Raw genomic sequence first — 8252 nt, forward strand, 5'->3', positions numbered from 1 at the left:
GCCCGGTGGCGCGTTCGCGCAGGAACTCCTCGTCGGTCAGCCCTTCGGTGAGCAGGACGTGGGCGAGCCCGTGGAAGAGCGCCACGTTGGTGCCGGGACGCGGACGCAGGTGCACGTCGGCGTGCAGGGCGAGGCCCACGGCCCGTGGATCGGCGACGACCAGCCGGGCTCCGCGGAGAACCTGCCTCAGCAGCCGGGCTCCGACCACCGGGTGGGCCTCGACGGGATTGGCCCCGACCACCAGCAGGCAGTCGGCCCGCTCCACGTCGTCGAAGGTGTCGGTGCCGCCGGAGAGCCCGAAGGAAGCGGTGAGGCCGGCGGCGGAGGGGGAGTGGCAGAGGCGGGAGCAGTTGTCGACGTTGTTGGTGCCGATGACGACCCGCATGAACTTCTGTACGAGGTAGTTCTCCTCGTTGGTGGCGCGGGCCGAGGAGATCGCCGCCACGGCGTCCGGGCCGCCCGCGTCGACGGCGGCCCGCAGTCCCCGGGCGACGTGGGCCAGCGCCTCGTCCCAGCCGGCCGGCTCCAGCACGCCGTCGCGTCGCAGCAGGGGCCGGGTGAGCCGTTCCGGGGAGGTGCGGAATCCGTGGGAGAAGCGGCCCTTCACGCACGCGTGGCCTCGATTGACCGGGCCGTCCCGGGCGGGCAGCACCGCCGTGACGTCACCGTCCCGCGTGACCACGTCGAGGGCGCAGCCCACACCGCAGTAGCCGCACGTGGTGCGCGTCCGGCCCTCCGCAGGGTGGAACGCCGAGGTGAGTCCACGCGCCGGTCCGGGCTGGCTGATCGCCCCCGTAGGGCAGGTGTCCACGCAGCCGCCGCAGGCCACGCAGTCCGACTCGATCCAGGGCCCGCCGGTACCCGGGGCCACGACCGTGTCTCCGCCCCGGCCGGCCAGGGTGAGCGCGAAGGTGCCCTGCACCTCGGAGCACATCCGCACGCACCGGCCGCACGCGATGCACAGGTCCCGGTCCAGGTGGACGTACGGGTGGGAGTCGTCCCCGCCCCGGCCTCCGGCGCCCTGTGCCGCCTCGGGGCCGATGCCCAGCGACCGGCAGACGTGCGCCAGTTCGCCGGGACCGCCGTCGGCGAGGGCCCGGGGCGGCAGTGCGGAGACGATGACCTCCACCGCGTCCCGGCGCAGCCGCACGACATCGTCGCTCCCGGTGTCCACGCGCATGCCGGAGGAGGCCGGAGTGACACAGGCCGCCACGATGCGCCCCCCGGCCCTCACGAGACACGTACGGCATGACCCGGCGGGACTGAGCCGGTCGTCGGAGCAGAGCGAGGGCAGCTCGACACCGGCCGCCCGCACCGCCGTGAGCAGGGACGACCCGTCGGGCACCGCGACGCCGGTGCCGTCGACCTCGATCATGAATCCGTTCATGGCCCCCATCCCGCCGGCCGGTTCCCGTAGGCGCGGACGAGGCTGTGCACGGCGGGCGGAATCCGCCGCCCGAAGGCACACAGGCTCGCCTCGGTGAGGAGCCGCGACAGCCGATCCCACTCCTGGTCCGGCGGGGCACCGGCCAGGGCCCACTCCAGACCGAGCTGCGAGCCGACGCGGCAGGGCGAACACGCGCCGCAGCTCTCGGCCGCGGCGAACTCCCATACATGACGCAGCACGTCCTCCGGCGCCACGCGTTCGTCGAAGGCGACGAGCCCGGCGTGCCCGAGGGCGGCGCCCCGGGCCGACAGTCCCGCCTCCGACAGCGGCACGTCCAGTGCGTCGGCGGCGAGGAAGCCGCCCAGCGGTCCGCCGACCTGGAGCGCCGTCAGCCCGGCTCCGTCCTTCAGACCGCCTCCCAGCTCGGTGACGATCCGCCGCACCGGCGTGCCGAGCCCGACCTCGTAGCAGCCCGGCCGGGCGAACCGCTCCGAGAGGCAGACCAGCTTGGTTCCCGTCTCGTCGGACGTACCGCGCCGGGCGTACTGCCGGCCGCCGTGCCGGACGATCCAGGGGACGGCCGCCAGGGTCTCGACGTTGTTGACCACGGTCGGCGCGTCCCACAGGCCGTGCTCGGTCGGGTACGGCGGGCGGGGCCGGGCGCATCCGCGGCCGCCCTCCAGCCCCGCGATGAGCGCGGTCTCCTCACCGGCGACGTAGGAGCCGGCGCCCTGGACGACGTGGACGTCCAGGGAGGTGGCCGTCCCGTGCACCGACTGTCCGAGGTGCCCGTCCTCGTACGCCCGGCGCACCGCTTCCCGCATCCGCGCCAGTGCGGCCGGGTATTCGGAGCGCACCAGCACCACGCCCTGGCGGGCCCCGCACGCGAAGCAGGCCAGGGCCAGACCCTCCAGGACGCGCCCCGGGTCGGCCTCCATCAGCAGCCTGTCGGCGTACGAACCCGGATCGCCCTCGTCCCCGTTGGCGACCACCACGGTCCCGGGGGCGCGGCCCGCCGCCTCCCATTTCGCCGCCACGCGGAATCCGGCACCGCCGCGTCCCCGGAGCCCGGACGCCGCCACCTCACGGTGGACCTCTTCCGGAGTGCCGGACGACACCGTCCCCGGCCACACCTGCCACGTCGGCTCACCGGAGAGCACGCCGCCCAGCAGGACCGGGTCACCGGTGTCGTCGACCGCCGGGATCCCCGGCGCCCGCGGCGGCTCCCGTCCCGCGAGCTGAGCCGGGAGGGTCGCCCCGGTACACGGTGTGTCGCCGTCGAGCGCGGCGGGCCCCGCATAGCAGTAGCCCAGGCAGCGGACGGTCTGCACCGACACGTCACCGCGGGGCGAGGCGATGTGCGCGGCGACGCCCAGTACGCGCTCCACCTCCGCGAGGTGCCCTCCGCCCCCTGCGGCGAAGCACGCCGTCGCGGTGCACACCCGCACATGACGGTCACCGTGCGGGGCGGAGAGGTCCGCGTAGTAACTGGCGGGTCCCAGCGCGGCGGCAGCGGGCAGGCCGGTACGGGAGGCGACAGCCGGCGCCCAGCTCTCCGGGCTGTCCGATGTTCCGTCCCTGGCCTCGGCCAGGGATTCGATCAGCCTGTCTCCCGGCCGCCCACGCCGGTCCGCCAGCGCCCGGAAGGCGTCGAAGGTGCGAGCGGATCGGATGAGCGCCATGCATTCATCGTGGGGGAGGGCGCACGGGACCGCAGCCGGAGGACCGGCACGGGCGGGCATTGGCATCGAAGCCGACGAGAGCCGGACCGTCAGGACCGGGGCTGCGCGGCCCGGGTCAGGTCACCAGGGCCCGGCGGAAGACGCTGCTTCGACGGCTCTCCCCGGCCTCGCGCTTTCATGAAGCAGGCTGTCCGGCAGATGGTCAGAAAAGCAGGAAGCGCCTCTGGCCAGCATGAATGAGGATCATCGAGGTCCTTGTTCCTCATGGGGAGCGGAGGCACTGACAGACATCGGCCGGAAGCTTGCCGGGTACGGCCCCCGGTTCGGTGCCGACGGTGACGGGTCCGTCCGCTCGACGGCCTCGCGGAGGAAGGCCCGGTTGGCAAGGTTGCCGGGCAGCAGCAGGCATGCGGTGACCGCGCTGGCCGTCCGTTCGGTTCTCGAGGCGGCTCACCACGCCCGCACCACGTGTGTTGCCGTGCCGTGAGTACACGGAGCGCCAGGCGTGCTCTGTCAGGAGCACGCCGGAGGCGGTGAGCAGGCAGACGGCCCATTGAGCGGCGCTGAGGGCGACGGTGTCGAAGACGTCTTGGGCGAACGGGGCCTGGACGGCGGTGATCTGGAGGACGAGCACTGCCGCCAGGCAGGCCCAGAGGGTGCGGTTGTGCAGCTGGTGGCGCCCCAGGACGGGGCCGTCCTCGCTGCGAACGGCCAGGGCGTTGAAGAGCTGGAACAGTACGAACGTGGTGAACGCCATCGTGGTCGCCGTCGCGGTGTCGTCGGTGAGGGCGCGGGTGGCGGCGAAGACGGTCACGGTGCCGGCGGCCATGACCGCGCCGGAGCGGGTGACGGCGATCAGGCGCCGGCCGTTGAGGATGCGTTCGCCGGGCGGGCGGGGCGGGCGCCGCATCACGTTGCCCCGTGGCGGGTCGATGCCGAGGGCCATGGCGGGCGGTCCGTCCATGATGATGTTGACCCAGAGCAGCTGGATCGCCGACATGGGGGCGGGCAGTCCGGCCAGGACGGTGGCGAGCAGGGTGAGGATGGCGCCGATGTTGGTGGACAGCTGGAAACGGACGAAGGTGACGATGTTGTCGTAGATGGAACGGCCCTCTCGGACCGCGCGGACGATGGTGGAGAAGTCGTCGTCCGTGAGCACCATGTCGGCGGCTTCCTTGGCGACGTCGGTGCCGGTGACGCCCATGGCGACGCCGATGTGGGCGGAGCGCAGGGCGGCCGCGTCGTTGACGCCGTCGCCGGTCATGGCCACGATGTGCCCGCGCCGGGAGAGGGCGCGGACGATGGTGACCTTGTGCTCGGGGGCGACGCGGGCGAAGACCCCGATGCCCTCGACGCGGTCCGCGAGGTCCTGCTCGCTCATCCGGGTCAGCTCGGCACCGGTGACGACGTCGCCGGTGATGCCCAGCTCGCGGGCGATGGCGGTGGCGGTGTCGGCATGGTCCCCAGTGATCATCTTCACGGTGACGCCGGCGGCCTGGGCGAGGGCGACGGCGTCGCGCGCCTGGGGACGCGGTGGGTCGGTGATGCCCGCGACAGCGGTGAGCGTCAGTCCGGCCACCTGATCGGCATCGAGCCGATAGCTCACGGCGGTGGCGGCGCCGAGGACGCGCAGGCCCCCACCGCCCATGCACCGCGCGACGTCGGTGACCTCGCGGCGGCGCTCCGCGGTGAGGGGAGCGGGACCCTGGTCGGTCATCAGGTGGGTGCACCGGTCCAGCAGGACGTCGACCGCGCCCTTGGCGTGCACGTGGACGGATCCGCGGGGACCCGGGTGGAAGGTGGCCATGTACTTTGCGGCGGGGTCGAAGGGGATCTCCCCGACGCGCGGGGCCCGGGTGTGCAGCTCGGTGTCGAGGCCCGCCTTGGCGGCGAGGACGAGCAGGGCGGCCTCGGTGGGGTCGCCGATCACGCCCTCGGCACCGAACCGGGCGTCGTTGCACAGGGCGAAGGGCAGCACGGCGTCCCGAAGGTCGGGGGCGGGCCTCCCGTCGGCCGCGCGGACGGCCCCGGCTGTGTCGTAGCCCTCACCGGTCACGTCGTACCGGCGTCCGGCGACCCACAGGGCCCGGGTGGTCATCTCGTTCATCGTCAGCGTGCCGGTCTTGTCGCTGCACACCACGGTCGCCGAGCCGAGCGCCTCCACGGACGCCAGACGCTTGACGATGGCGCCGCGGCGGGTCATGCGGTGGACGCCCAGGGCGAGGGTGAGCGCGAGGACGGCGGGCAGCCCTTCGGGGACGGCCGCGACGGCCAGCGCGACGGCCCGCAGCGCGAGGTCGGCGAGCGGTTCCCCGCGAACGAGCGCCACGAGCGCGTAGGCGCTCACGGCGGCCCCGCTGACGAGCGCGAGCCTCCTGCCGAGACTGTCCATCTGGATCTGCAGCGGACTGGGCGCGTCGCCACCGGTGCGCAGTTCCTCGGCGATCGCGCCGACCGCGGTGTGCATGCCGGTGGCGGTGACGATCATCTCGGCACGGCCCCGGGTCAGCACCGTGTTCATGAAGAGCATGGCGGTGCGCTCGGCGACGGGCACTTCGCCGTCGCCTTCCCCGGCGGTGGGCGCGGTCGTTTTCGCGACCGGGTGCGACTCGCCGGTCAGCACGGCCTCGGCGGCCTCGACGGACTCCGCGACCGTCAGCCGCCCGTCGGCCGGTACGCGGTCGCCGGCTTCCAGCAGGACGATGTCGCCCGGTACGAGGGTGCCGGCCGGAACGTTCAGCACCCGGCCGTCGCGGCGTACCCGGGCGACGGGGACGAGCATGCGGCGCAGCGCTTCCAGGCTGCGCTCGGCGCGGCGTTCCTGCGCATGGCCGATGGTGGCGTTGACGAACAGGACGAGGGTGATGACGACCGCGTCCTTGATCTCACCGATGACGCCGGCGACGACGGCGGCGGCGAGCAGGATGCCGATCAGCCAGCTGCGGAACTGGTCCAGCAGGCGCAGCCACTGCGGCCTGCGGGCCGGTTCGGCCAGCTCGTTGGCTCCGTGGTCGGCGGCCCGCCGTTCGGCTTCGGCCGTGGTCAGGCCCGTGGCCGGGGCGACGCCGAGCAGGTCCGCCACCTCGGCGGCCTCCCGCCCGTAGGCGTCCTCGCAGTGGAGTGAGGGCGGTGCTTGGGCCGCGGTCCGCTGGGACACGGTCACTCCTTGCCGCGGACGACGGTGACGGGGCAGTGGGCGTGGTGCAGCAGCGCCTGGCTGACCGATCCCAGGAGGAGGCCGGTGAAGCCGCCGCTGCCCCGGGCTCCGACCACCACCAGCTGGGCCTCCCGGCTGGCGTCGATCAGCGCGTTGCGGATCCGGGACCGCACCAGGCGCCGCTCGACGGTGACTTGCGGGTAGGTCTCCTGCCAGGCGGCCACGGTCCGGTCGAGGAGCCGCTGTTCGGCCTCCCGCAGCCGGTCGGCGTCCGCCACCACCGCGGTCAGCGGATCGCCGGGCCCCTCGTAGGCGCGTTCGCTCCAGGTGTTCCACGCGTGCAGTGCCACGAGCGGGACGCCGCGCAGCGCGGCCTCGGCGAACGCGAACTCCACCGCCGGCTCCCCGGCGGGGGAGCCGTCCACGGCGAGCAGCACCGGTCCGGCCGGGTCCGGGCGGCCGCGCACCACCATCAGCGGGCCGTGGCCGTGCGCGGCCAGGTGCACCGCCGTCGAGCCGAGCAGCAGTCCGGAGAAGCCCGTCAGGCCGCGACTGCCGACCACCGTCAGCGCCGCCGACCGCGACTCGATCCCCAGGACCTCGATCGCGTCACCGGTCACCACCGAGCGAGTGATCTCGAGGCCCGGCGCGGCCGCGTGTGCCCGTTCCTCCGCCCGGGCCAGTTGCCCGTGCACCAACGGCTCCAGGCCGTGGTCGGCCGGACTCCACGGCGCCACGCCGGACGGCAGGTGCGCGGACGGGCGGCCGATGGCGTGGACGATGCGCAGCGGGGTGCTGCGCAGGCGGGCCTCGCGGGCCGCGACATCGACCGCGGTGAGGCTCGACGCCGAACCGTCCACCCCCACGATCACCGGATCACTCACTGGGCTCTCCCTCTTCGGGAGGCCGCGGACGCGGCCCCTCGGTTCCACCCTCCGGCAGGGCGATCACCCCGGCCAGGGTCCGACAGGGCCAGGACCCGGGCCACTCGGCCCTGACCCGGCCCGCCGACAGGCCAGGAGACCGTGTTCCCCCGGACGGACCACGCCGGGGTGCCCGTACTCGGGTGACCTGCCGCGCGTGCCGAAGAAACCGAGTACGGCGGGTCCACGGGGCGCGGCCCCGCCCGCACGGATCCGGACCCGACACGGCCGACAGGGTGAGAGGCATGGACGTCAGCGAGGTGCTGCTGCCCGGCGTGGGGCTGCGCTACGAGTTCGTCAACCACGAGGGCGACCGGGTGGGCGTCGTCGCCCAGCGCTCGGGGGAGTTCGAGCTGGTCGTCTACCCGGGCGACGATCCCGACGAGGCCCACCCGGTGCTCAGACTGACGAGCGAGGAGGCCGACGCCCTCGCCGAGATCCTCGGTGCCCCGCGCATCGCGGAGCGTTTCGCCGACCTGACGCGCGAGGTGCCCGGACTGAGCGCGGGGCAGGTCGAGGTCCGGTCCGACAGTCCGTTCGCCGGACGGATGCTCGGGGACACGCGGGCCCGGACGCGCACCGGCGCGTCGATCGTGGCGGTCGTCCGGGGTGAGGACGTCATCGCCTCACCGGGCCCCGTCCAGCCCTTGGAAGCAGGAGACGTGCTCGTCGTCATCGGGACCCGCGAGGGCATCGCCGGCGTCCAGCGCATCATCCAGGGCTGAGCGGTGCACACCCCCGTCGCCCTGCTGCTGGAGCTGGGGATCATCCTGACCGCCCTCAGCCTGCTCGGCGCGGTCGCCCGGCGCTTCGCCCTGTCACCCGTGCCGCTGTACCTGGTGGCGGGTCTCGCCCTGGGCGACGGCGGACTCGCCCCGGTGCCGGCCGCCCGCGAGTTCGTGGACACCGGCGCGGCGATCGGTGTGGTCCTCCTGCTGCTGACGCTCGGCCTGGACTTCACGGTGCGGGAGTTCACCGCCAGCCTCGGCCGGCACCGGTCCTCCGCCGTCGTGGACCTCGTCCTCAACGCCGTGCCCGGTGCCGGGGCGGGCCTGCTGCTCGGGCTGGACGCGGCGGGCGTCCTGGCGCTGGCGGGCGCCCCC

At 74.2% G+C, this 8252-nt stretch carries 6 protein-coding genes; 2 read left to right on the top strand and 4 right to left on the bottom strand.

Features of this window, described 5'->3' with window-relative positions; genetic code table 11:
• The 4 genes from B7767_RS37535 to B7767_RS37550 form a co-directional block, all read right to left on the bottom strand.
• Window positions 1-1387 (bottom strand): molybdopterin-dependent oxidoreductase (locus B7767_RS37535; RefSeq protein ID WP_256923709.1); only part of this gene is annotated, 1387 nt, incomplete at its 3' end.
• Entirely contained in the window at window positions 1384-3069 is a 1686-nt protein-coding gene (locus B7767_RS37540; RefSeq protein WP_085575896.1) for an NAD(P)H-dependent oxidoreductase subunit E, read from the bottom strand. The genes B7767_RS37540 and B7767_RS37535, both read right to left, overlap by 4 nt.
• Window positions 3070-3331: 262 nt before the next feature.
• Window positions 3332-6226 carry a cation-transporting P-type ATPase gene (locus B7767_RS37545; protein ID WP_256923710.1) on the bottom strand — a complete coding sequence of 965 codons (2895 nt, stop codon included), beginning with the start codon at window positions 6224-6226 and terminating at the stop codon, window positions 3332-3334.
• A gap of 2 nt (window positions 6227-6228) precedes the next feature.
• Window positions 6229-7110 (bottom strand): universal stress protein, encoded by an 882-nt coding sequence (locus tag B7767_RS37550; RefSeq protein WP_179167464.1) that lies wholly within the window; start codon window positions 7108-7110, stop codon window positions 6229-6231.
• Between the two features lie 284 nt (window positions 7111-7394).
• Here B7767_RS37550 and B7767_RS37555 point away from each other — a divergent pair, with 284 nt between their 5' ends.
• Window positions 7395-7874, top strand: coding sequence for a cation:proton antiporter regulatory subunit (locus B7767_RS37555; RefSeq protein WP_085575897.1), 480 nt, complete (start codon window positions 7395-7397; stop codon window positions 7872-7874).
• A 3-nt stretch (window positions 7875-7877) separates the two neighbouring features.
• Window positions 7878-8252, top strand: a 375-nt coding sequence (locus tag B7767_RS37560) for a cation:proton antiporter (RefSeq protein WP_179167465.1), incomplete at its 3' end; no start/stop codon positions are given.

It is taken from the genome of Streptomyces sp. 13-12-16 (assembly GCF_002114215.1).
In the GTDB taxonomy this organism is placed as follows: Bacteria; Actinomycetota; Actinomycetes; order Streptomycetales; family Streptomycetaceae; genus Streptomyces.

What these genes read in the sequence shown, in the direction of transcription:
- B7767_RS37540 (WP_085575896.1), bottom strand. Translation starts at nt 3,069, where the DNA reads ATGGCGCTCATCCGATCCGCTCGCACCTTCGACGCCTTCCGGGCGCTG.
- B7767_RS37555 (WP_085575897.1), top strand. Translation starts at nt 7,395, where the DNA reads ATGGACGTCAGCGAGGTGCTGCTGCCCGGCGTGGGGCTGCGCTACGAG.